Origin of the sequence: Actinoallomurus sp. CA-150999 (assembly GCF_050942425.1) — a bacterium.
In the GTDB taxonomy this organism is placed as follows: Bacteria; Actinomycetota; Actinomycetes; order Streptosporangiales; family Streptosporangiaceae; genus Actinoallomurus.
The window spans coordinates 443,242-464,892 of record NZ_CP192063.1 but is presented as its reverse complement, the minus strand read 5'-3'; the positions used below and the strand labels follow the sequence as shown (position 1 = coordinate 464,892).

Here is a 21,651-nt window from a genome sequence, read left to right as displayed (position 1 = left end):
GGCGGGCTCGGCGTTCAGAAGGGATTCATAGATTCCTCTCAGCGAATGTGGCGGCATCGCCAATACGTTCACCGGCCATGACCGAAACGGCGCTGTCCGAGTCCGACGCCACCGCGGGACCACCCGCGCGGCCGTTCTTCCGCTCGGACCCCTCTGTCCTCCTGTTGGTGGCGACCATCGTGGTGGCGGTCGCCGCCGCCCCGATCGAGCTGTCGACCGCCTTCGGGCTGCCCGCCCACGCGCTGCTCCTGCACATCCCCGTGGTGCTCGTCCCCATCCTGGCGGGCGTCGTGATCGCCCTCGCGGTCCGCCCGGTCTGGCGGGTGCGGTACGGGCTCGCGGCGGGGGTCTTCGCCATCGTGACGATGGCGGCGACCATCCTCACCGCCGGCGCCGGCGAGAAGCTGCGCGACGAGCGGATGGCGCGGATGAAGCAGCTCGGCGGCGGCGCCGCTCGCGCGCCCCAGGGCGGCGGTGCACCCCAGGGCGGTGGCGGCGAGGCCTCGCTGCTGGAGCGGCACGCGGACCTCGGCGGGGAGCTGCGCATGCTCGTGCCCCTGCTCACCCTCGTGCTGGTCGCCCTGGTCATCCTCGCGCGGTACCGCGCGGTCACGTCGGAGGGCCTCCTGGCCCGCCCCGCGATCGGCACCGTGGTGGCGGCCGTCGCCGTCGTGCTGGCGATCGTGTCCGCGATCTGGGTGGTGCGCACCGGCCACCTCGGCGCGGAGATGACCTGGCACGGCGGTGACGCGCGGCCCGCGGGAGGAGCGCCCCGTCCCGGGTCGTGACCTCCGGAGATCGAACGCCGAGGACCGGGCCGCACCGACCGGCCCGGTCCTCGGCGCGTCAGCGCCCGGATCGCGAGCGCGGTACGAGCGGTGTGCCCAAGGGCCTGTCTCGAAGTCCGCTGTCCTACTGCGCGGCGACTTCGAGACAGGCCCTAGCCGCGCCGACACCTCTGCGTCGCCACGTGTGTAGACCCGTGACGACAGTGGCAACATAGAGTCATCGATTGACCACTCTTGGTAATTGATTGGAGCCGGGTTGGCCCGGAGGCGGCGAGCGGGGGACGGTGCGCTCCGGACGGCACGCGTGGCGGCCGTCATCCTGTGGGCGCTCACCGTGACCGTCGTCCTCCTCCTGCACGGCACGTCTCCGCACGGCGTTCACTCGGGGGGCGCGCTCGTGTCCCTCCGGGCCGATCGGCCGGCTCTCGGCCTCTGCCAGGTCGCCCGGTCGGCGCATCACCTGCGCTCCGACCCCGGCGACGGAGGCCGGCCCGTTCCGTGGGGCCACTGCGACGCCACCCTGCACCGCCTGCCCGCGCCACCCTCCGGCCACGGTGACCAGACGCCCCGAGGCTGCTCCGGGCCGTTCACCGAGGCGAACCCGGCCGCGCGGTCGGCCGCGCCCCACCGGATCGCGCGGTCGGCCCGGCTCGTCACCGATGCCGCACCGGCCCGCCTGCAGGTCTTCCGCTGCTGATCGGCGGTCCTCCCGTACACGCGCGACGACGGCCGATCGCCGGTCGCGCGCGACGGGAGCTCCGGTCACCTCACCCGTCATCAGCGCGAAGGACACACCGTGCAGTCACTGATCGACCATGCCCGCAGTTTCCACCAGCAGGTCGCCACGCGGCGGGGACCGTTCTCCCCGCCACAGCCCGGCAGCAGGCCGCAGGCGATCTTCGTCTCCTGCTCCGACGCCCGCGTGGTCCCGGCGCTGCTGACCGGCTCCACCCCGGGGGACCTGTTCGAGCTCCGGACGGCGGGGAACGTCATCCCGCCCCACCGGCTGGGGCGGCTGACCGCGGAGGCGGCCACCCTCGAGTACGCCGTGGTGGTCCTCGGCATCCCGGACCTCATCGTGTGCGGCCACACCCGGTGCGGCGCGGTGCGCGGCCGTACCAGTGGTCGAGTCCTCCGCCAGGCCCCGACCACGCGATTCTGGCTGTTGCACACGCACCGGTGGCGCGGGATCCCCGAACGGGCCCAGGAGGATCCGGGGCGTTCCCACCTCGTCGCCCAACTGGACAAGCTCCGGCGCTATCCGTGGGTGGCGCGGCGCCTGACCAACGGCACCCTGCGACTGCACGGCTGGTTCTTCGACGTCGAGACCGGCGCGGTGTGGCGGCACGCTCCGGACACGGGCACCTTCGTGCCCCTGTGATCCGGGGGCCGCGCGCTCACTCCCTTCCACCTCAGCGGCGTTCGCGCCACCCGAGGGTATGCTCGTAGCGTAACGGATCAGTTACGGAGAGACGCCATCGGTGGACTCGGCTCCCGCCCGGCCGTCCGGCTCGCCGGGGAAGGGCCGGGCAGCCCGGGGCCCACCGCGCCGGTGGGCCCCGGCCGCCGACGGTCGGGGCCCGTCGGGGGGCGGGCGGGGGGTGCCATGTTCGGGATCCACAACTCGGTGACGACGGCGACGCGGCGTCCACTGCTGCGCCGGCTGGCCGCCCACGAGTCGCCGCTGCGCCGGATCGACTGGGTGCTGGTCAGCGCCGTGGTCATGCTGACGTTGATCGGCACGCTCCTGGTGTGGTCGGCGACCCGCCCGGCCCTGCTGAGCGCCGGCCGCGACCCGCAGAGCTTCCTGAAGAAGCACCTGCTGACGGTGGCGATCGGCCTGGGGCTGGCCGCGCTGGTCGCGGCGCTGGACTACCGGCTCGTCCGCGCGTACGCCCCGATCCTCTACGGCCTGTCCTGCATCGGGCTGATCCTCGTCCTGACCCCGCTCGGCTCGACGATCAAGGGGCATCACTCCTGGATCGAGTTGGGCGGCGGGTTCCAGCTCCAGCCGTCGGAGTTCGCCAAGGTCGGGCTCGTGGTGGTGCTCGCCGTGCTGCTCGGGGAGCCGCGCGACGCCCAGACCGCGCCCGACACGCGCGACATCGTGGCGGCCCTCGCCCTCGCCGGGCTGCTCGCCGCGTTGATCATGATGCAGCCGGACCTCGGGACGACCATGGTCCTCGCCGTCGTCGTCCTGGCGATGGTGGCGGTGTCGGGGGCGCCCAAGCGCTGGCTGCTGGCCTTGGTCGGCGGAGCCGTGGGCGGCGGGATCGCCGCGTGGCGGTTCCACCTGCTCAAGCCGTACCAGATCAACCGGTTCATCGCCTTCGCCGACCCGGCCGCCGACCCCAAGGGCGCCGGTTACAACGCCGCGCAGGCCCGGATCGCCGTCGGTTCGGGCGGGCTGACCGGTCAGGGGCTGTTCCGAGGGCAGCAGACCGGCGGCCACTTCGTCCCCGAGCAGCACACGGACTTCATCTTCACGGTCGCCGGCGAAGAACTCGGTTTCCTGGGCTCGGCGCTGATCGTCGTCCTCGTCGGCGTCGTGCTCTGGCGCGGCCTGCGCATCGCCGCCCTGTGCGCGAACGGCTTCGGGATGCTCGTCGCGACCGGCGTCGTGTCCTGGCTGGCGTTCCAGACCTTCGAGAACATCGGCATGACGATCGGCATCATGCCGATCACGGGAGTGCCCCTCCCGTACATCTCCTACGGCGGGTCGGCGACACTCGCCAACATGATCGCCTTCGGCCTGCTCGAGGCCGTGCACCTGCGACAGCGGCGGTTCGGCTGACCCACGCCGTACGGCCCTGCCCTCCGCGGAGACCAGGGCCGTGGCCGGTGTCCTAGCGGGCGTTCTTCCAGAAGGCGCACTGGTGCTCGGTGGCGTCGTCGACCCCGCCGATGCGGGCCGGTGCCAGCGTCTGGACGTGACGGGCGCCCGGCGCGTACGGGGCCCAGCCGGGGGCGCCGTCGGCGACCGGCGTGCCGCCGTGGGCGAAGGCCGTCCAGTAGCCGATCATCGTCGCCGCGAGCCTCCGCTGGGCGGCGGACAGGGTGACCGGGGTGCCGTCCGGCCGGTTCACGTCGAACAGGAGGGTCAGGTCGGAGATGTGCGAGGCACCGGCCGGGAATCCGGCGGGGAAGGCCGTCCAGGTCGGCGCGTCCGGGTCGGCGAACTCGTAGGCGTGCACCGGCGTACGGCGCGCGATGGCGTCCGCGTCACGCAGGACCGGGCAGACGGTGGTCCGGTCGGTCTCGATCGCCGCCCAGGCCAGCGCCGGCGCCCACTGGGCACCCGCGGCGGTGTAGGCGGACGGCGGGTAGTGGCGGCGCACCTCGGCCGCCCGCGCCCCGTACGCCTGGTCGGTGAGCTCGACGTACCGCTGCTCGGTCATCGGCGTTCCGCCGATCGCCGGGTTGACCAGGGCGGCGGTGACCATGCGCCCCTCGTCGCGGGTGTGGCCGATGACGACCGGCACCTTGGTGAACCTCCCGGCGCGGATGGCCGCCTCCGGATCCTCCGGCAGGGTCGGCGTGCCGTACGCCGCGCTGCCGAACTCCTCGGTGTGCGCCAGGAGCCGGTCCGTGCCGAGTCCGCGCAGGCAGGCGATCGCGTCCGCCTGGCCCTCGCAGCCCAGCGTCTTGGCCAGCGCGCCGCCCTGCGCGTCGACCTCCGTGAGCGACCGCCACTTGGTCGAATCCGTCGTCGTCGGAGCCGGCTGTCCCGGGTAGAGGGTCGGGGTGAAGCTGCCGCAGCTCGCGCTCTGGATGATGACCTTGCCGAACAGCCCCTTCGCGGCCGGCGAAGTCAGCTGCGCGCACGTGCTCTTCGCTCCGGCGGACTGGCCGAAGAGCGTGACGTCGCGGGCGTCTCCGCCGAAGGCGGCGGCGTTCCGCCGGATCCAGCGCAGCGCCGCCTGCTGGTCCTGCAGCCCGAACGTGCCCGACCCGGGCAGCCCCGCGTGGCCGAAGAACCCGAAGATCCCGAGCCGGTAGTTGACCGTGACCACCACGGCGTCGCCCCGCGCCGCCATCCGGCGCGGCTCGAACTGGCTTCCCGACCCCGTCGTCAGGTCACCGCCGTGCAGGAACACCATCACCGGCTTCTTGCGGGCCGCCGAGGCGTCGCGCGGCGCGGTGACGTTGAGGGTCAGGCAGTCCTCGCTGACCGTGCTGCCCACCGGCTTGTTGTACGGGCCCTGCGCGCACACCGGGCCGGGCTTCGTCGCGTCCCTGGGCTGGGACCAGGGGGTCGCCGGCCGAGGCGGCGTCCACCGCAGCGCGCCGACCGGGGGCGCCGCGTACGGGATGCCGGAGAACTCCCGCACGTCCGATCCGACCGTACCCAGCACCGGACCGGACGTCGTGGTCACGAGCCGTCCGTCCTCCGCCGTCCGCGGGCTCCCGGCGGCCAGGGCCGGGGCCGCCGTGAGCGCCGCGGCCAGCACGCCGGCCGATGCCGCGATCCCGATCCTGGCCGCGTTCCGCATGTTCTCGTTCGTCGTCATGCTCGGAAGACTGGGCGACGGCGCTGACCGGCCATGGACCATCCGCTGACAGCCGGCCCGCCGCCCTGTCAGCGGGCCCCGGGTGGGCAGGGACACATCGGACACGCCCTGGTGTGCGACGGCGTGTCGCGAGATCGTGGGGGGCGACACCCCGGGAGGTCGGTATGGCGCGCGACGAGCGAAGGTTCTCGGTCAGAGCGACGGCGCACAGCCGGGCGGATGCCGCGACACTCTTCCGGCTGGCGGCGGACGGCGCCCGCTGGTCGGAGTGGGCCGGCCTGTTCGCGCCCCGGTCGTGGTGGGAGCGGCAGGGCGACCCGCCGCCCGGGGGGATCGGCGCGGTCCGGCGCCTCGGCCTGTGGCCGGTCGTGGTCCGCGAGGAGACGATCGCCTACGAGCAGGACCGGTTGCACGGCTACGCCATGCGCACGCCGATGCCGGTCCGCGACTACCGGGCGGAGGTGCGGTTCGAGCCCCGCGACGGCGGCGGCACGGACGTCGTCTGGCAGGGGACGTTCACCGAGCTGATCCCCGGCTCCGGCCCGCTGGCGGAGCGGGTGATGCTGGTGATCGTCCGCTCCCTGACCCGCCGGCTCGTACGGGCGGCCGAGCGTCAGGACGCGCTCAGGACACCGGGCTCCTGATCTCGGGGACGCGGTCGAGCTCGATGCCGAAGTGGGTGCGGTAGGCGGCGAGCACCTCGGCGTCGTCGCCGAGCTCCCGTTTCGTGCGCTCCTCGCCGGCCGTACGGGTGAGGGTGCGGCCGCTGAGCGTGATCCGGCCCGTCTCGGTGAGCATCGAGCACACGAGGGACCGGGTGAAGTGCGACTCCGGTGACGTCCGGTGCCACCAGCAGCCCGCGACGAAGTCCCGGAGCGTGCGCGGGCGCGTCTCCAGGCGGTACACCGGCCTGCCGTTCTGCAGCACGTCGAGGTCGCCGTCGGAGGTGTCGACGATCCGGAAGACGCCTGCCGGATCCGCCTGGTCGCCGCGCTCGTCGATCCGCAGGGGGTGGTGGGAGTGGCTGCCGAACCCGACGTCGGCCAGCCAGGGCCCGACCCGCAACGCCATGTGGTCGTACGGGATGCCGAGGCCGTCATCGCCGAACACCCGCGCGGCCAGCAGGGTGACGTCGTAGCCGAGCCCCGACAGCAACGCCCCGAACGCCCCGTTCAGTTCGTAGCAGAACCCGCCCCGGCGCCGGTCGACGACCTTGGCGACCAGGGCGTCCTCGTCGAGGACGATGTCCTCACTCAGGTGGATGGCGAGGTTCTCGAACGGCACGGTGCGCAGGTGGCGCAGGTGCAGGTCGCGCAGTGCCGCGGCGTCGGGCCGCGCGGGCCGCTCCGCGCCGATGCGCGCCAGGTAGCCCTTCAGCCGGGTTTCGTCCATGCCCTCATTCATCCACGGCGAGACGGCGGCCCGCCATCGGCCGTGGGTCGTAGGCCTTTCAGCGGAAGAGGGCGCTCTTCGGACCCATGATCATCCGGTCGTTGGGGACGAGGGTGCGCATGACGGCGCGCAGCTGCGGCTCCTTGATCGAGATGCATCCCGCGGTCGGGGTGACGCCGCCGACGTGGAAGAAGATCGCCGAACCGTACCCCGACTTGGGGTGGGGCCGGTTGTAGTTGATCACGACCGCCTGGTGGTACGGCCCGCGGCGCGCGGTGGCCGACAGGTCCTCGTCCGTCGAGCGGCACGGGGACGCCGAGTAGTAGTCGTTGTAGTGGCTCTTGCCCGGCGTCGATCCCCAGCAGTCGCCGCTGCTGCGCAGCGTGCGGTACTTCAGCTTGGTGCCGGGGTTTCCGAGGCCGAACGCCTCGGTGAGCGCGAAGGAGCCGGTCGGCGACTTGCCGTCGCCCTCCCGCTTGGCACCCGGCCGGGCGAAGGCCTTCGTCCCCGCGCGCCCCGTGGTGGCGCTGACCTTCTTCCAGGACTTCCCCTGCTTGACGCACTCGGTGACCACGACGTGGTTCGAGGAGTACGCGGGGGAGATCGCGAACACCACGTGCTTGGCCGACCCGGTGGGGTACTTCAGCCTGCCGTGGTTCGCGGCCGAGCACGGGTTGAAGGTGGCGGCCTGCGCGGCGACGGGCGCGAGAGCGGTGAGCGCGGCCCCGCCCGCGAGGGCGATCGACGCGAGAACGGCGGTTCGTTGCTTTTTCACGAGAAATCCCCCAGCGTGGTTGCCAGCGGCAAGCCTACGGATCTGCGAGCGGGCGATCTAGGGTGTGGTCATGACGAATCTTCCGGAGCGGCGCGAAATGCGCATCTCCGACGCCGAGCGCGACCAAGTGGCCGCGATCCTGCGGGAGGCGGCAGGAGAAGGCCGACTAGGCCTCGATGAACTCGACGAACGTCTCACGGCAGTCTACGCGGCGAAGACGTACGGCGAACTGGAGCCCATCACCCGCGACCTGCCCGAACCCGCGACTCGGCCGGCCGTCGCCCAGGGCGACCGGTTCGGCGGCACGCCCGGAACGCGGACGTTCCTCGGGATCATGAGCGGCTTCCAGCGCAAGGGCGCCTGGGTCGTCCCGGAAGACCTCACCGCCATCGCGTTCTGGGGCGGCGGGCAGCTGGACCTGCGCGAGGCGCGGTTCGAGTCCCGGCAGGTGACGATCCGGGCGTTCGCCGTGATGGGCGGCATGGAGATCATCGTCCCGGAGGACGCCGAGGTCCACGTGAACGGCATCGGCATCATGGGCGGCTTCGACCACCGCGCGAGCGGCGTGGGCGCCCCGGGGGCACCGAAGATCATCATCACCGGGTTCGCGTTCTGGGGCGGGGTCGGCGTGACGCGCAAGGCGACCGACGCCGAGCGGCGGCGCCGCGATCTGGAGGAACGCGACGCCGGACGCCGTTCCATCGAGGACTGAGCCCCGGGTCGAAGCGGATCCGACACGGCCGCTTCGACGACCGAAGCCCTACGCGGTGCTCGGTGAAGGCATCGCGAGCAGCCGTTTCGCGGCGGCTCGCCCGCTTTCGCGGCGGCCTTCACCGAGCACCGACGGCTCACTCCTGCGGACGCGCGCGCCTCGGCAGCAGGAACACCGCGAGGAAGGTCAGGCCGAGCAGGCCGGCCTCCACCCACAGCGTCAGTTTCATCGCCTCGGTGAACCCCTTCCGCAGCGCCGTCCGCCCGATCTCGGCGGACGCCCGCTGCGCCGGTACGCCGGCCGCGCGCACCTGCCCCTCGGCACGGAGGCAGGACGCCGGGACGGACTCCGCGTCCTTGGCCACCGCCCGGTCGTGGCCGCAGTCGCGCAGCGCGGTGACGAGCCGGTCCCGCTGCGGGCCGGAGACCCCGGCCGCGGCGAGCGCCTTCGGCGCCACGGTGTCCGTCGCGGCGGCGACCTGGCCGCCGAGGATGCCGAAGAAGATGGTGCCGAGGACGGCGACGCCGAGTGAGCTGCCGAGCTGCTGGACGGAGGTGAGCGCGCCGGACGCCGAGCCGGTCTCGTGCTGCTCGACCCCGGCGAGCACGATCTCGAAGAACGGCCCCATCAGCAGGCCCATGCCGGTACCGGTCACGATGAGAGCGGGGATGAGCTCCCAGGGGCTGACATCGGTGCCCGCCAGGCGCAGGGTCAGGATGATGCCCACGACACCGAGCGCCATGACGAGGGCGCCGACGTGGATGACCAGACGACCGAACCGCTGGACCGCCTGGACGACGCCGAACCCGATGATGACGCCGACCGACCACGGCACCGTGGCCAGGCCCGCCCGCAGCGGCGAGTAGCCGAGACCGATCTGCAGGAAGAGGCTGAAGACAAGCGAGAACCCGGCGATCCCGGAGAAGAACACGACCCCGACGATCAGACCGCCCGTGAAGCCGCGCTTGCGGAACAGGCTCGGCACGATGAGCGGATCGCCGCCCGCGCGCTGCCTGCGGCCTTCGTACCACCCGAAGAGGCCGAAGACGGCGACCCCGCCCGCGAGCATGAGGAACGTCCACGCCGGCCAGCCGAGCTCGCGGCCCTGCAGCAGCGGATAGACGAGGAGCACGGACGCCGCCCCGGCGAACACCACGCCGACGAGGTCCAGCCTGGGCGGTCTCGCCGACCGGGACTCGGGCAGGAACCGCAGCCCACCGACGAAGGCCAGGAGCCCGAGCGGCAGGTTGATGAGGAAGATCATCCGCCAGCCGGTGCCGAAGTAGTCGGCGTCGATCAGCCAGCCGGCGAGGATCGGCCCGCCGACCGATGACAGGCCCATGACCGGGCCGAACATGCTGAACGCCTTGGACATCTCCTCCTCGGCGAACATCTCCTTGATCATGCCGAGGCCCTGCGGGAGCATGACCGCCCCGAACAGCCCCTGCAGCCCGCGGAAGGCGACCAGTGTCTCCGGCGACTGCGCCAGCGCGCACAGCAGCGAGCCGGCCGTGAAGCCGAGCGCACCGATCAGGAACATCCGTTTGCGGCCGACGACGTCGCCCAGCCGCCCGCCGGTGAGCAGGCCGATCGCCATGGCGAGGGTGTAGGCGGCGCCCAGCCACTGCACCGTGCTGACGCCGCCTCCGATGTCCGCCCGGATCGACGGCGCCGCGATGCTCGTGATCATGGCGTCGAGCATGTCCATGACCTCGGCTGCCAGCAGGACGAAGAGCGCGGCCCAGCGCCATCGGTACGCCGTCGTGGCGGCGGTCCCGGCCCGGGACCCGTCGATCGTGGTCATGCCTCCTCCATCTCCATTCAAGTTCTACTCGTTTTGCGAGAAGATATATCGCGTCTTGAACGAGGTCAAGACATATCGCGTTTTCCGGCTCAGGATCCGGTCGGGAGGTGTGGAGGGAGCGGCTCAGGCTTCGAGTGCGGCCAGGTGAGCGGCTGCGGCGTCGATGGCGTCCTCGGCGAACACCGCGATCCCATGGCGTTCGAGCAGGGCGGTCGTCACGCCCTCCCCCGGGACGGCGGCGCCGCTGAAGGTGCCGTCGTAGATCCGCCCGACGCCGCAGGACGGGCTGCTCTCCTTGAGGATCGCCATGCGCACGCCATTCGCGCGCGCCTGCTCGAGGGCCTGCCGCGCGCCCTCGAGGAAGTAGGCCGTGACGTCCTCGCCGCCGGGGGTCACCACCCGGGCCCGCCCGTCCAGGACGTCACCGCCGAGGCCGCCGCGGATCTCGGCGGGCGGGCGCGGCACGGGCAGCCCGCCGCGCACCTCGGGGCAGACCGGCACGAGACGCCCCTCAGCCCGCCACCGCGCGAACACGCGGTGGTCACTGCGCTTGCCGGTGCCGTCGTACCGCACCGGCCGGCCCAGGAGACAGGCGCTGACGAGGATGCGTTCCATCACGTTCAGCGTAGGTCAACCCAGGAATACACGGATGTGACCACGGTCTCATACCTCGTCGTCACCTGGTTCTGCCAAGCTTGCGATCATGAGTTCGATGCAGGCGGATCTCCGGCGGGGACTCTCCTTCGTCCGCAGGGTCGGCAGAGTCGATGAGGCCGTCGTCGAGCCTCCTCTCCCGCCCGCACGCGTCGTCCAGCTGCCCCGGCGCGGCGAGGTCACCGTACGGGTCGTCGAGGGCCCGGCGCCCGTCCTCCTCCTGCACGGCTGGGCGCTCACGGCCGACGTCAACTTCTGCCATCTCATGCCGCACCTGTCCGGGGGCTTGGTGGCGATGGACCACCACGGGCACGGGCGAGGGCCGAGCCGGCCGGGGAAGTTCCGTGTCGACGCGGCGGCGGACGACCATGCCGCTCTGCTGGACGTGCTGGGGATCGAGGAGGTCGTCGTGTGCGGCTTCTCCCTCGGCGGCCCGGTGGGCCTCGAACTCGCGCGGCGCCACCCGGACCGCGTCGCCGGTCTCGTGCTGCAGTCCACGGCCCTGCGCTTCGACAGCCCCGCCGACCGGGTGACCCGGCCCCTGCTGAAGGCCGCCCGGCCGCTGACGCGTTTCGACATCGGCCGTTCCGCCCCGCTGCGCTACTTCAGCGACACCCGCAAGCGCAGCGCGGAGACCGAGCGGCTGTGGCCCTGGCTGCGCCGCGAGCTCGTACGGGCGCATCCGCGCGCGATCGTGGACACGATGCTGGCCGAGTACGAGTTCGACTTCCGCCCGCACGCCCCCCTGGTCGCCGGCCTGCCCACCGCCGTCGTGGTGACGACCCAGGACCGCGCGGTGCCGCCCGCCGACCAGTACGAGATGGCGCGACTGCTGGACGCCGAGGTGCTCGAGATCGACGACGACCACGACGTGTTCCTCGCCGACCCCGACACGTACGTCGCCACGACCCTGGAAGCGATCCAGCGCGTCACGGCCTGACCCCGGGCGTACCCCGCCGGGCGGCGCCGTCCGCCGAGCGCCCGCCGTGGCGTCCCCGCCTGACCGCAGGCCGTCCGCCCCCTGGCGGCGCCGCTCGCCGTACGCCCGCCGGGCGTCCCCACCTGAGGGCGGCCGCACGCCCCGCAGGTCACCGCCGGGGCGGCGGTGGTCACCAGCGGGCCGTGGTGTTCGTCAGGTACTCCGAGGTGAAGGCGGTGCGGTCGCCGGCGCGCGTGCCCGGGACCGGGAACAGCCGTGCGGACAGCGGCTTGCCGAGGCGTACGGCCAGCGCGGTGACGTCCAGGAGCAGCCGGGCGAGGGCGTCGGGCGAGGAGTCGCCCGGCAGCGGCACGGTGTCCAGGCCGGTGCCGCAGACCGAGGAGTACGCCAGCAGGTCGTGCAGGCCGATCCGGCCCTCCTCCCAGCGCCGGGCGAGGACGACGTCCTCCATCACCGGCAGCATCAGCCCGTTGTAGCCGCAGGTCGGCAGGCCGGTGCTGCGCAGCCCGGCGGTCAGCGCGGCGGCGACGGCGAGCGTGCCGGGCGCGCCGAACTCCCCGGTGATCTCCTCGAACGCCGCGCCGATGCTGTCCGCGCCGTTCGGGGCCGGGGACAGGTCGATGCCGCCGAACCGCACCCCCAGCTCGGCCGCCACCCGCTCGGCGAGGCGAACGACCGGGGCGGCCTCCTCGGTGAGGGCCGCGGCGAGGCGTTCGGTCAGGCCGTCGAGGCCACCCTTGGCCGCGGCGACCGCGATGCTCGCTCCCTGCAGGCCGACCGTGAGGTTCGCCGCTCCCTCGTGGTAGGCGGCCGGGAAGAACGGGCTGCCCGGCGGGACGCACGCCAGCGCCGCGAACCGGAAGTTGCCGAAGCCCTCCTCCGTCTCGTTCGCCAGCCGCAGCATCGCCTCCGCCGCGGGCCGGGCCGCCGAGGTGTTGCCGTCGAGGCGGACGGTGAGGTTCAGGGCGTCGTTCCCGATGAGCAGGTCCGGGATCGCCTCGACGCCCGACGTCACGGGGCCGAGCGAGCAATATGTCAGGCCGGCGTCGTCGAGCGCGGCCTGCAGGTCACGCGCGTACGCGACGGTCGGCGTCATGTCGTCGAACACGGGGCGGGTCGACAGCCGGAGGGTCTGCACCTCGTGGCCCGCCTCGCGGAAGACCGCCTCCGCGCGGCGCAGCGCGTCCGCGCCCTTCGTGACGACGTCCGCGGCCAACGGGTGCGGCTCGGGCACCCCGAGCGTGAGCGTACGGATCGGGACCATGCTCAAATGATGTCAAAGAACCCGTCGGCCACGAGATCCGGCAGCACCGCGAGGGCACGGTCCCGTACGGCTCCGGTTTCGGTCTCGGTGAGCTGGGCGATCGCGTCGAGCAGCGGGCCGAGGGGCAGGTCGCCGTCGCAGGCCCCGGCCAGCGCGGCCTCGACCGTGCCGACCTGCGCGACGCGGCGCAACCCGCGCGTCTGCCGGAGCAGGATCCGCTCGGGGTCCTCCACGCCGGGCGGGCCGATCTGTTCCTGCACGATGCCCGGCACGGTGCGCAGCGTGGTCGCCGGGGTGAGCCGCGGCCGGGCGCGCACGACGTCGCGGACGTAGGCGCCGACCGGCTGGTCGACGGCGTGCCGCAGTTCCTCGACCCGGACGTCCTCGCCGCCGGAGTTGTGCAGGGTGATCCAGCCGAAGCCGATGCCGGTGACCTTGTTCGCCTCGAAGTAGTCGAGCCAGGCGTCGTAGCGCCGCCGGTACTCCGCCGAACCGGCGTCCCGGGAGTCGCGCAGCCACAGCTCGGCGTACTCCGCGGGATCCTGGACGTCGCGTTCGACGACCCAGCCGTCGACGCCCTCGATCCAGTCCGCGACGCGTTCGCGCCAGTCCTCGCCCTCCACGTGCAGCCAGTTGGCGAGCAGCTGGCACCAGCCGTCCGGCGCGAGGTGGGCCGGTGCCCGCCGGACCAGCCGCCGGCAGAGCTCGTCGCCCGGCAGCCCGGACTCGCGGTACTCGAACCGGAGGTCCGGTGAGATCACGAACGGCGGGTTGGACACGATGAGGTCGAACGTCCGGCCCTCGACGGGCTCGAACAGCGAGCCTTTTAGGAGCTCGGCCTCGATCCCGGACAGCGCGAAGCTCAGCCGGGCGAGGTCGAGGGCGCGCCGGCTGACGTCGGTCGCGGTGATGCTCCCGGCCCGGTCCGCGAGGTGGACCGCCTGCACGCCGGATCCCGTCCCCAGGTCCAGGACGTCGCCCACCGGGCCGCGGCGGACCAACTGCGCCAGGTTTCCCGACGCCCCGCCCTGGCCGACGACGTGGTCGGGGCGGACCCGGTCGCCGCCCGGCCGCGCCACCAGGTCGGAGACGATGTGGCCCCGGGCGGACGGTGGGTCGTCAGGCACCCCGGACGCGGACTCCACCGGTTCGACGTGCACGAGCGCGCGAATCTCTCCGCCCGACCGCTCGACCAGCCCGAGGGCGGCCAGGTCCTCGAACGGCAGGGCCGACTCCGGAACCGGCACCTGAACCCAGAACAACCGGACGAGCGTCTCCAGGGTCGTGCCGCCCCGGGTGGCCCGCAGGGCTGGGACGATCTCGTCGCGGGCCAGCGCCGCCCCGGCGACCGGGCCGAGCAGATGCCGGACCCCGGCGACGGTGTAGTCGGCGTGCTCGAACAACCCGCGCACGCGCTCGGCGGCGCCCTGGTCGACGGACATCCTCAGCCCAGGTACTTCACGAAGCCGTCGGCGAGGGCCTCGGCCATCTGCTGGCGGTCCTGCGGGCTCTTCATCTTCGCCGCGTCACCGGGGTTGCGCATGTTGCCGCACTCGATGAACACGGCCGGCCGCGTCGAGACGTTCAGCCCGCCGAGGTCGCTGCGGACGTCGATGCCGTTCTTGCCGAGGTAGGTGGAGAACGGGATGCCGGTGCCCTGGTGGAAGGCGTCGCGCATGTCGCCGCCGAGCCGCTTGGACGGCGCGATGATGGACTCGTTGTGGCCCTTGATCACCGCCGGCTCGATGATGTGGAAACCGTGGCCCTTCGCGGGCGCGCCGTCGCCGTGGATGGCCAGGACCGCGTCGGCGTGGGCGCGGTTGCCGATCCGGGCGCGCTCGTCGACGCACGGCCCGACGCCGGTGTCGCTGGAGCGGGTCATGACGACCTTGGCGCCCTTCGCCCGCAGGATCTTGGCGAGGCGGTTGGCGACGTCCCAGGTGAACTCGTGCTCGCTGTAGTTGTCGTCGGTCGAGGTGCCCGTCGTGTTGCAGGCCTTCCAGCCGTTGTAGACGTTGACCTTCTTGTTGATGATCTCCGGGTGCTTCGCGTTACCGCCGTTGTGTCCGGGGTCGACCACGATGACCTTCCCGGCGAGGGAGCCCTTGGACGCCGTGCCCGGGGACCCGCCGCCCGGCGACGGCTCTCCGGGCGCGATGCCGGGCTGGGAGGAGGACGCCTTGGCCGACGGCGGAGCCGCCGAGGCCGAGGACGAACTCCCGGTCCCACAGGCGGCCAGCGCACCCGCGAGCACCGTCATGACCAGGGCGCTCAGCGCCCTGCCGGAGCGAACCGTGGAATAACACATCACGCCCAGTGTGCCAAACGCCGGGTAATGCCGTGGCCTTCCCCCAGAATCGCTGAGTGGCCGCCGCCGCTCCCTCCGCGCTGAGTCACGCGACGGCGGCCACGATCGGGCGGGTCAGCGGACGACGCTCTCCTTGCCGAGCAGGGCCGCGAGGGCCCGCGCCTCGTCCGCGTCCAGGCCGAGCACCACACGGGGCCGTCCCCACGGGTGGTCGATCGAATGGGCCACGTACCCGGCGACGGACTCGGTGACCTCCTCGATCAGCCCACGGGCGTGCCGCCACTGCGACCACGCGCGTTCCAGCTCACTCGCCGCGCGCTGCGCGGATGACACCAACTCCGGATCACGCACTTGTCGGCCCCCAGATTCGGCGAATTGCCCCGCCCGCCGCCCGGCGGTCTCCGCCTCGGCGCCCCGGCCCTCCCCCCGGTAGGGCCGGCGACACTCCCGATGGCGACCCGCCGGGCGGCCGGTCACGCACCCATTAAGGCGTCCGCGTCGCTCCGCGGTACGGGGCTTCGGCGAGCCTTGGCGACGCCCTTACGCATCGAAGACTCGGCGAGCCCTCCAGGTAGATCAGCGGTGCCGTTGGTAGATCTCGAGCTCGGGTCCTCAGCGGGGGGCGGGGCCGGTGGTCGAGCGGATGACCAGGTGCGGTGTGACGAGGGTCTGCCGGGGGTGCCGGAACGGGTCCTCGATGCGGGCGCAGAGACGCTCGGCCGCGACCCGGCCCATGTCCCGGCGAGGCTGGTCGACGCTCGTCAGGGCGATGTGGCGGATGGCGGCCAGGTGGGTGTTGTCGTACCCGACGATGGAGATGTCGGCGGGGACGCGCAGTCCGCGTTCGTCGGCGGCGGACAGCACTCCGGTGGCGACGAGGTCGTTCGGCGCGAAGATCGCCGTGGGGGGCTCGTCCCGGGCGAGCAGCTTCCGGGCGGCGCGGTAGCCGCCCTCCTCGGTGAAGTCGCCGGGCTCCACGACGATCCGGTCGGCCAGGCCGTGCCGGCGCATCGCCGATTCGTACCCGGCCCGTCGGTAGTGCGCGGTGGTCGAAGGGGCGCCCTCGATGTGGGCGATGCGACGGTGGCCCAGTTCGACGAGGTGGTCGACCGCGAGCCGGGCGCCGAGCTCGTCGTCGTCGACGACGATGTCGACTCCCTCGATGTCGCGCTCGCCCACGACGACGACGGGGACGTTCTTCGCCGTCTCGGTCAGGGTGTCCGGCACGACGCTGAGGAGGACGAGCCCGTCCACGCGCATCTCCAGGAACGCCTCGACGGCCTCCGCCTCGAACTGCGGGTCCCAGCGGCCGCTGCCGACCAGCATGCGCAGTCCCGCGCCGTGCAGGCTCTCCTGCAGCCCGTCGAGGAACTCGGCGAAGAACGGGTTGTGCAGGTCGGCGACCAGCGCACCGATCAGCCGGGTGCGTCCCTCGACCAGGCTGCGGGCGACCGCGTTGGGGCGGTACCCGAGCTCCCGGGCCGCCTTCAGCACGGCCTGCCGCCGGGCCTCGCTGACGTGCGGCGACCCGCGCATGACGAGAGAGACCAGCGATTTCGATACGCCGGCACGCTCGGCCACGTTACGGATCGTCGGCTTCGCCGCCGGCACCTTGGGCACGGCCGCCTCCTGGCGTGGGTCCTCGGGCATGGGGGTTCTCCTGTCCCAGCGACCGCCTGAATCAGGGACAGATACCGGCGGACCGCCGCAAGGGAGGAGATGCCATGATGCCCTTACATCGCCTCCAACGCCCGTGACCCTGAGTAAGGGGCATACCCGAGAGGCATTTCGGACCAGGTCACTACCTCGCGCCCCTGCGTTGACCAGCCAGCGAGGGAACCACCGCGCGGAAAGCCCGCTCCGATACGCTTCCCAATGTGGCTGATCGCGCAACCGCTCCGGAAGGCCAGGCGGGACCGCCCAGGCGTTCTTCCGGCGCGCGGCCGGGAAGGCGGCGCCTCAGCGTTGACGAGCGCCGCGAGGAGCTGATCTCGGCCGCCCTCGAGCTGTTCAGCGACCGGCCGCCCGAGGAGATCTCGATCGACGACGTCGCGGACGCCGCCGGAGCCTCCCGCGCGCTGGTCTACCACTACTTCGGCGGCAAGCAGGAGCTCTACCTCGCCGCCCTGCACACCGCCGCCCGGCAGTTGAACGATCTACTCGAGCCGCCGACGGAGGGCCGGGGCCTGGAGCGGCTGGCGGTGTCGCTGCACCGCTACTTCGACTTCGTCGAGCACTACGCCGCGGCGTTCGTCGCGCTGTTGCGCGGCGGCCCGGCGTACCGGACCGGCGAGATCGGCGAGGTCATCGAGGGCATCCGCAGCCTCGTGATGAGCCGGATCATCGCCGCCATCGGCGTGGAGGAGCCGGGCCCCATCCTGCGCATCACGCTGCGTTCGTGGATGGCCTCCGTGGAGACCGCCGGCCTCGACTGGCTCGAACACCGCGACATACCCCGCGAAGAGCTCGAACGGCTGCTCGTCGATCACCACGTCGTGCTGCTGGACGTCGCCGCCCGGCACGACCCCGAGGTGGCGGCGCTGTTCGAACGCCTGTCCCGGGAGTCCCGGACCGGCTGACGGGCACCACTGACCGGCGCCGCTGACGGGCACCGAGTGCGCGGCACGGCCACCCGGTGACACTCATGAGTGTGGATGCCCCGCCCGGTCTCGGGCGGGGCATCCATCACCTGGAGTCCGTGCAACCCCCCGGCACGGTCCCGAAGGAACGGGACCGGTCGAACCTCACGGAATCTCCCCGACCTTTCGCGAGCGGCGGTGACCCGCCAGCCCGCGGCTCATTGCGACACGCCCGGCGCCTGCCGGCCATGCGCCCCCCAGTCGAACCGTCGCCGACGGGTCCGTGCGGCTCGCCGACGACTGATCGGGGTCTCTTCCGACTACTCCGACCGCTGCTGCGGGATCCCCCCCAGCAGAGCGCGGACCTCGGCCTCGCGGTAGCGCCGATGTCCTCCCAGCGTCCGGATTGACGTCAACTTCCCGGCCTTCGCCCAACGGGTGACGGTCTTGGGGTCGACGCGGAACATCGTCGCCACCTCTGCCGGCGTCAGCAGGGGCTCGGCCTCTGGCGTACGAGCTGACATTTGTGCGGCCTCTCCTCCGTGGACCGATGACAGCGATCCAGCGTTTGAACCTCGCGCGTGCCACTGATGTCTCTTATGGTCTGGATGGACCACTTTGACATCACAAGACGTAACCATGCCACCACTGAGCGCAACAGGCAAGTCCCTGATAGCAACTCTGTGATTTTTGGTGGTCGAGTCACGCTGCGTGATTCTAGCGACACGTATAGTCGCATCGCGCGGTGATTCGGCTAATTTTGCTCACTTCACACGATGGAACGGCTTGCCGCCGACGTGTGACCTGGTCTCGGAGGCACTGCGTTGCACGGAATCCTGCTCAGTTGGCGGATTCAAGAGCTCGTACAACCCGCCACCGGGCGGTCACGCGCTTGTGCATCGCGACCGCGACCTCGGTCTGCCCGGTCTCCAGCCCCATCAGGGCCGCGGCGATCTCCGCCACCGACTCGTCGGCCCGCAACGCCGCGTCGTCGAGCAGATGCACCAACCCGCCGTAGTCGAGCTCCACCAGAGAGTGCGGGTGAAACTCCTCGAGCCAGCGACCCACCGACTCGACGTCGCCAAGCTCGAACCCCTCGCCCACCTGGCGCCGCAGGACGCCCCGGGCACGCGCGACACGCCGCCGCGCCTGGGCCATCGGCGTGACGTAGATCAGCGTACGGGTCGGCGTGGCGGTCGTCGGGCCGCCGGATCCGGCCTCCGCCTGCCCGCCGAGCACGAGCCACCGCTCCTTGGCCACGAACGGCAGGAACCAGGCCAGCGGGACCTGCCAGGTGCTCGACAGGATGTGCGGGGTCAGCGACCCCGACTCGCGTTTCCAGCTCTCGAACGCCGTCTCCGCCTGCTCGGCCACACGGGGCGGCACGAACGCGCCCGTCAGCCGCTCGGGCATCTCCGCCCGGAACCGGTCGAACGCCAGCCACGACCGCAGACGCGTCTCCCACGGACAGACATATGTCACGCCCTCGACACGCCGGACGTACGCGTCGCCGCTCTCACGCGTCGGCGCGACGATGGGCGGAACCGCGATCATCCGCCACAGCGCGCGAGTATGCTCGACGCCCAGCGCCCCGACCCGCCGCGGTCTTTCCTCCGACTCGGCGTACGCCGACCACCGGGCGCGCTCCGGCTCGGGATAGGCGGCCAGCGGTTCGTACACCCGGAGGTAGGCGGCGTAAGGCAACACGATCGCATCGTGACACGACACGGCGCAGAACGCTCGTCGTCAGGGCCGCCGAGATCCTCCTGAGACCTCACCTACCCACCACTGTGTGTTCCGTCGTGCCGCTGCCTGCACTCCGGCCCCGGTACGCCTACCCTGAACCTGTCGGACTCATGCCCCGGCGCCGGTCACGGCCGTGCGATCCACGGTTTTCGCCGCCGGCGCCGGGTATTCCGCTCGTGCCTCACCCCGGCCACGGGCAGCGTGTGCTCAGAGAGGAGCCACCACAGTGACGAAGGTCTTCGGCACACCCCACGAACAGGTCGTCTTCTGTCACGACGAGACCAGCGGCCTCAAGGCGATCATCGCCATCTACTCGACGGCCCTGGGGCCCGCGCTCGGCGGCACCCGCTTCTACCCCTACGGCTCCGAGGACGAGGCCCTGGCCGACGTCCTCAACCTGTCCAAGGGCATGGCCTACAAGAACGCCCTGGCCGACCTGGACCTCGGAGGCGGCAAAGCGGTCATCATCGGCGATCCCGCCACGGACAAGTCCGAAGCGCTGCTCCGGGCGTACGGGCGGTTCGTGCAGTCGCTGAACGGCCGCTACTTCACGGCCTGTGACGTGGGCACCTTCTCCGAGGACATGGACGTCATCGCACGGGAATGCGACTACGTGACGGGCCGTACGGTCGCGCACGGCGGCGCCGGGGACTCCTCGATCCTCACCGCGTACGGGGTCTTCCAGGGCATGCGGGCGGCGGCCGAGCGCGTGTGGGGCTCGCCCACGCTGCGCGGCCGGCGCGTCGGTGTCGAGGGCGTCGGCAAGGTCGGCCACCGGCTCGTCGAGCACCTGCGCGAGGACGGCGCGGACGTGGTGATCACCGACGTGAGCGCGGCCGCCGTGGCCCGCGTCCGGGCGAAGCACCCGGAGGTCGACGTGGTCGACGGCCACGAGGGCCTCACGAGCTCCGACATCGACGTCTACTCCCCGTGCGCGCTCGGCGCGGCCCTCGACGACGAGACGGTCGCCACGCTGCGCGCCAAGATCGTATGCGGTGGGGCCAACAACCAGCTGGCCCACCCGGGCATCGAGAAGCAGCTCGACGACCGGGGCGTCCTCTACGCGCCCGACTACGTCGTGAACTCCGGCGGCGTGATCCAGGTCGCCGACGAGATCGAGGGCTTCGACTTCGACCGGGCGAAGCAGAAGGCGACCGGGATCTTCGAGACGACCCGGCGGATCTTCGCGATCGCCGCCGACGAGGGCGTGCCGCCCGCGGTTGCGGCGGATCGGCTCGCCGAGCGACGGATGTCCGAAATCGGCCGTCTGCGGACGATCTTGCTCCCTCGGTGATCGCCACACGCTGGGGATCTACCTCTGTTGGAGGCCGCCGGAGCGTCGACCGGAATGGTCGGCTAAGCTCTAGACCAGCCGCTGCCGTGTAGACGACGTACCGAGCTGGGCGCAAAACGGGTACGGTTGTATCCGTAGCCGATGCGCGGGGTGACGTCGCGCTCGGTTGCGGATGCGTAAGCGAGCGTAAGTGGGGCCGATACGACGGGTCCCCGACCATCGAGGGGGTCGAGCCAATGGGGCGCGGCCGAGCCAAGGCCAAGCAGGTCAAGGTTGCTCGCCGGCTGAAATACAACAGCGGCGGAACGGACCTGGATCGCCTGCGCGGTGAGCTGGGCGTCAACCAGAACTCGCAGGATGACCATGACCCCTACGACGACGACTCGTCGTACGAAGACCTCGCGTCGCGCTATGCGGACTACGCCGAGGACTACGACGAGAAGGACGGCACGGGTAAGAGCTGAGTGCCGTCTCAGCGTTGTGCCGTCTTAAAGTCTGAGACACCCGGTCGCCCGGCCGACCGAGGCCTGAGGGGTATGCCGGGAGGTACGCGCGAAAAGCGTCCCCGCCAGTACGGCGGGGACGCTTTTCGCACGTGCCCGCCGACTCCGGCGTAGTGGCGTAGGTCGCGGGCTCTCCTCCCGCGCCGTCCCGCAGCGATTCCGCATGTCCTGAATCCAGGACGGCATACGATGCCGTGCCGAGGCATTGGATGCTCGCCGTGACCGGTTCGCTACGCGGCCAAGTTTGCGGGCCGCCGTTTGTAGGGGTCGCCACTGGCACGGTCCACAGGAATGTGCCGAATGGCGAAAAAACTCACGCTTGGTAACTTCTCTCCGTTTTGAGCGTTTTTTCAGGAGTTTTCAAGCTGACAGTGACCTTGA

The 21,651-nt window shown here is 71.8% G+C and carries 22 protein-coding genes; 10 read left to right on the top strand and 12 right to left on the bottom strand.

Features of this window, described 5'->3' with window-relative positions:
- The first annotated feature begins 77 nt into the window (after positions 1-77).
- From ACQP2O_RS02385 to rodA, 4 genes are all read left to right on the top strand, one after another.
- Positions 78-788: a DUF2231 domain-containing protein gene (locus tag ACQP2O_RS02385; RefSeq protein ID WP_433179545.1), complete on the top strand. Its 711-nt coding sequence runs from the start codon at positions 78-80 to the stop codon at positions 786-788.
- 304 nt (positions 789-1,092) lie between these two features.
- A complete protein-coding gene (locus ACQP2O_RS02380) occupies positions 1,093-1,485 on the top strand; it encodes a hypothetical protein (RefSeq protein WP_433179544.1) in 393 nt (130 codons plus the stop codon).
- Positions 1,486-1,584: 99 nt separating this feature from the next.
- On the top strand, positions 1,585-2,169 hold the full coding sequence (locus tag ACQP2O_RS02375; protein ID WP_433179543.1) for a carbonic anhydrase: 585 nt from the start codon (positions 1,585-1,587) through the stop codon (positions 2,167-2,169).
- A gap of 225 nt (positions 2,170-2,394) precedes the next feature.
- On the top strand, positions 2,395-3,582 hold the full coding sequence (rodA, locus tag ACQP2O_RS02370) for a rod shape-determining protein RodA (protein ID WP_433179542.1): 1,188 nt from the start codon (positions 2,395-2,397) through the stop codon (positions 3,580-3,582).
- 52 nt (positions 3,583-3,634) lie between these two features.
- Here rodA and ACQP2O_RS02365 read toward each other — a convergent pair whose 3' ends face one another.
- Positions 3,635-5,299 (bottom strand): carboxylesterase/lipase family protein, encoded by a 1,665-nt coding sequence (locus ACQP2O_RS02365; protein ID WP_433179541.1) that lies wholly within the window; start codon positions 5,297-5,299, stop codon positions 3,635-3,637.
- A 164-nt stretch (positions 5,300-5,463) separates the two neighbouring features.
- On the opposite strand from ACQP2O_RS02365, the gene ACQP2O_RS02360 reads away from it, so the two are divergent.
- Positions 5,464-5,943, top strand: a complete 480-nt coding sequence (locus ACQP2O_RS02360) for an SRPBCC family protein (RefSeq protein WP_433179540.1) — start codon at positions 5,464-5,466, stop codon at positions 5,941-5,943.
- On the opposite strand, the gene ACQP2O_RS02355 is transcribed toward ACQP2O_RS02360, so the two are convergent.
- Both ACQP2O_RS02355 and ACQP2O_RS02350 read right to left on the bottom strand, forming a co-directional pair.
- Positions 5,924-6,691, bottom strand: a complete 768-nt coding sequence (locus ACQP2O_RS02355; protein WP_433179539.1) for an arylamine N-acetyltransferase family protein — start codon at positions 6,689-6,691, stop codon at positions 5,924-5,926. The two genes, ACQP2O_RS02360 and ACQP2O_RS02355, sit on opposite strands and share 20 nt — an antisense overlap.
- Positions 6,692-6,749: 58 nt before the next feature.
- The gene (locus tag ACQP2O_RS02350) at positions 6,750-7,466 is read right to left on the bottom strand and encodes a L,D-transpeptidase family protein (RefSeq protein ID WP_433179538.1); all 717 of its coding nucleotides are present in this window, start codon (positions 7,464-7,466) and stop codon (positions 6,750-6,752) included.
- Between the two features lie 70 nt (positions 7,467-7,536).
- On the opposite strand from ACQP2O_RS02350, the gene ACQP2O_RS02345 reads away from it, so the two are divergent.
- Positions 7,537-8,178, top strand: a complete 642-nt coding sequence (locus tag ACQP2O_RS02345; RefSeq protein WP_433179537.1) for a DUF1707 SHOCT-like domain-containing protein — start codon at positions 7,537-7,539, stop codon at positions 8,176-8,178.
- Positions 8,179-8,314: 136 nt separating this feature from the next.
- On the opposite strand, the gene ACQP2O_RS02340 is transcribed toward ACQP2O_RS02345, so the two are convergent.
- Both ACQP2O_RS02340 and ACQP2O_RS02335 read right to left on the bottom strand, forming a co-directional pair.
- The gene (locus ACQP2O_RS02340) at positions 8,315-9,982 is read right to left on the bottom strand and encodes an MFS transporter (protein ID WP_433179536.1); all 1,668 of its coding nucleotides are present in this window, start codon (positions 9,980-9,982) and stop codon (positions 8,315-8,317) included.
- A 123-nt stretch (positions 9,983-10,105) separates the two neighbouring features.
- Positions 10,106-10,597: a DUF523 domain-containing protein gene (locus ACQP2O_RS02335; RefSeq protein ID WP_433179535.1), complete on the bottom strand. Its 492-nt coding sequence runs from the start codon at positions 10,595-10,597 to the stop codon at positions 10,106-10,108.
- Between the two features lie 88 nt (positions 10,598-10,685).
- Here ACQP2O_RS02335 and ACQP2O_RS02330 point away from each other — a divergent pair, with 88 nt between their 5' ends.
- Positions 10,686-11,576, top strand: coding sequence for an alpha/beta fold hydrolase (locus ACQP2O_RS02330; protein WP_433179533.1), 891 nt, complete (start codon positions 10,686-10,688; stop codon positions 11,574-11,576).
- A gap of 169 nt (positions 11,577-11,745) precedes the next feature.
- Here the strand turns inward: ACQP2O_RS02330 and ACQP2O_RS02325 are convergent, their stop codons facing one another.
- From ACQP2O_RS02325 to ACQP2O_RS02305, 5 genes are all read right to left on the bottom strand, one after another.
- Positions 11,746-12,840, bottom strand: coding sequence for a DUF711 family protein (locus ACQP2O_RS02325; RefSeq protein ID WP_433179532.1), 1,095 nt, complete (start codon positions 12,838-12,840; stop codon positions 11,746-11,748).
- Positions 12,841-12,842: 2 nt separating this feature from the next.
- On the bottom strand, positions 12,843-14,282 hold the full coding sequence (locus ACQP2O_RS02320) for a DUF7059 domain-containing protein (protein WP_433179531.1): 1,440 nt from the start codon (positions 14,280-14,282) through the stop codon (positions 12,843-12,845).
- Positions 14,283-14,284: 2 nt separating this feature from the next.
- A complete protein-coding gene (locus tag ACQP2O_RS02315; protein ID WP_433179529.1) occupies positions 14,285-15,148 on the bottom strand; it encodes an N-acetylmuramoyl-L-alanine amidase in 864 nt (287 codons plus the stop codon).
- A gap of 114 nt (positions 15,149-15,262) precedes the next feature.
- Positions 15,263-15,499: a hypothetical protein gene (locus ACQP2O_RS02310; protein ID WP_360888543.1), complete on the bottom strand. Its 237-nt coding sequence runs from the start codon at positions 15,497-15,499 to the stop codon at positions 15,263-15,265.
- Positions 15,500-15,760: 261 nt separating this feature from the next.
- Positions 15,761-16,798, bottom strand: a complete 1,038-nt coding sequence (locus ACQP2O_RS02305) for a LacI family DNA-binding transcriptional regulator (RefSeq protein ID WP_433179527.1) — start codon at positions 16,796-16,798, stop codon at positions 15,761-15,763.
- A 227-nt stretch (positions 16,799-17,025) separates the two neighbouring features.
- Here ACQP2O_RS02305 and ACQP2O_RS02300 point away from each other — a divergent pair, with 227 nt between their 5' ends.
- Complete coding sequence (locus ACQP2O_RS02300) at positions 17,026-17,727, top strand: TetR/AcrR family transcriptional regulator (protein ID WP_433179525.1); 702 nt, start codon at positions 17,026-17,028, stop codon at positions 17,725-17,727.
- A 320-nt stretch (positions 17,728-18,047) separates the two neighbouring features.
- Here the strand turns inward: ACQP2O_RS02300 and bldC are convergent, their stop codons facing one another.
- A complete protein-coding gene (gene bldC / locus ACQP2O_RS02295) occupies positions 18,048-18,251 on the bottom strand; it encodes a developmental transcriptional regulator BldC (protein WP_141956617.1) in 204 nt (67 codons plus the stop codon).
- A gap of 316 nt (positions 18,252-18,567) precedes the next feature.
- Positions 18,568-19,434 carry a hypothetical protein gene (locus tag ACQP2O_RS02290; protein ID WP_433179523.1) on the bottom strand — a complete coding sequence of 289 codons (867 nt, stop codon included), beginning with the start codon at positions 19,432-19,434 and terminating at the stop codon, positions 18,568-18,570.
- Between the two features lie 265 nt (positions 19,435-19,699).
- Between ACQP2O_RS02290 and ACQP2O_RS02285 the strand changes: the two genes are divergently transcribed.
- Both ACQP2O_RS02285 and ACQP2O_RS02280 read left to right on the top strand, forming a co-directional pair.
- Positions 19,700-20,767 (top strand): Glu/Leu/Phe/Val dehydrogenase dimerization domain-containing protein, encoded by a 1,068-nt coding sequence (locus ACQP2O_RS02285; RefSeq protein WP_433179521.1) that lies wholly within the window; start codon positions 19,700-19,702, stop codon positions 20,765-20,767.
- 236 nt (positions 20,768-21,003) lie between these two features.
- Entirely contained in the window at positions 21,004-21,231 is a 228-nt protein-coding gene (locus ACQP2O_RS02280; RefSeq protein WP_360888558.1) for a DUF3073 domain-containing protein, read from the top strand.
- Positions 21,232-21,651 lie beyond the last annotated feature (420 nt).

Bases quoted from the DNA above. Each gene is read 5' to 3' on its own strand.
- ACQP2O_RS02385 (WP_433179545.1), top strand. From the start codon at position 78: ATGACCGAAACGGCGCTGTCCGAGTCCGACGCCACCGCGGGACCACCC.
- rodA (WP_433179542.1), top strand. From the start codon at position 2,395: ATGTTCGGGATCCACAACTCGGTGACGACGGCGACGCGGCGTCCACTG.
- ACQP2O_RS02365 (WP_433179541.1), bottom strand. From the start codon at position 5,299: ATGACGACGAACGAGAACATGCGGAACGCGGCCAGGATCGGGATCGCG.
- ACQP2O_RS02360 (WP_433179540.1), top strand. From the start codon at position 5,464: ATGGCGCGCGACGAGCGAAGGTTCTCGGTCAGAGCGACGGCGCACAGC.
- ACQP2O_RS02355 (WP_433179539.1), bottom strand. From the start codon at position 6,691: ATGGACGAAACCCGGCTGAAGGGCTACCTGGCGCGCATCGGCGCGGAG.
- ACQP2O_RS02345 (WP_433179537.1), top strand. From the start codon at position 7,537: ATGACGAATCTTCCGGAGCGGCGCGAAATGCGCATCTCCGACGCCGAG.
- ACQP2O_RS02340 (WP_433179536.1), bottom strand. From the start codon at position 9,982: ATGACCACGATCGACGGGTCCCGGGCCGGGACCGCCGCCACGACGGCG.
- ACQP2O_RS02335 (WP_433179535.1), bottom strand. From the start codon at position 10,597: ATGGAACGCATCCTCGTCAGCGCCTGTCTCCTGGGCCGGCCGGTGCGG.
- ACQP2O_RS02330 (WP_433179533.1), top strand. From the start codon at position 10,686: ATGAGTTCGATGCAGGCGGATCTCCGGCGGGGACTCTCCTTCGTCCGC.
- ACQP2O_RS02325 (WP_433179532.1), bottom strand. From the start codon at position 12,840: ATGGTCCCGATCCGTACGCTCACGCTCGGGGTGCCCGAGCCGCACCCG.
- ACQP2O_RS02320 (WP_433179531.1), bottom strand. From the start codon at position 14,282: ATGTCCGTCGACCAGGGCGCCGCCGAGCGCGTGCGCGGGTTGTTCGAG.
- ACQP2O_RS02315 (WP_433179529.1), bottom strand. From the start codon at position 15,148: ATGTGTTATTCCACGGTTCGCTCCGGCAGGGCGCTGAGCGCCCTGGTC.
- ACQP2O_RS02305 (WP_433179527.1), bottom strand. From the start codon at position 16,798: ATGCCCGAGGACCCACGCCAGGAGGCGGCCGTGCCCAAGGTGCCGGCG.
- bldC (WP_141956617.1), bottom strand. From the start codon at position 18,251: ATGTCAGCTCGTACGCCAGAGGCCGAGCCCCTGCTGACGCCGGCAGAG.
- ACQP2O_RS02280 (WP_360888558.1), top strand. From the start codon at position 21,004: ATGGGGCGCGGCCGAGCCAAGGCCAAGCAGGTCAAGGTTGCTCGCCGG.